The 304-nt window shown below is 75.0% G+C and carries 1 protein-coding gene; it reads right to left on the reverse strand.

The annotated features are described in order from the left end of the window. A partial coding sequence (locus IG64_RS37295; RefSeq protein ID WP_037865039.1) for a TetR/AcrR family transcriptional regulator C-terminal domain-containing protein occupies nucleotides 1-304 on the reverse strand: 304 nt, incomplete at both ends.

Genomic DNA, 304 nt, shown 5'->3' on the forward strand with positions numbered 1-304 from the left:
TTCGGCGTCGCCGAAGCCCGCCTCGCGCAGCACGCCGACGAGGCTGTCGGCGAAGCCCAGGGTGTTCGGGCCGGTCGCGTGCGTGCCGGTGAAGACGCGTGCGCCGTCGCGGTGGGCGAGCAGGGCTGTGCGCAGCGCGCGGGCCAGGCGCGCCGTTCGCTCGCTCCAGTCGCCGTCCCCCGCCGGTCCGGCGGCGTCGGCGACGCCGTCGACCATGTGTTCGGCCATCGCGGTGAGCAGGTCCTGTTTGGTCGCGAAGTAGCGGTAGAGCGCACCGGCCTGGACGCCCATCGCGTCGGCGAGC

It is taken from the genome of Streptomyces sp. NRRL S-340, from assembly GCF_000720185.1.
In the GTDB taxonomy this organism is placed as follows: Bacteria; Actinomycetota; Actinomycetes; order Streptomycetales; family Streptomycetaceae; genus Streptomyces.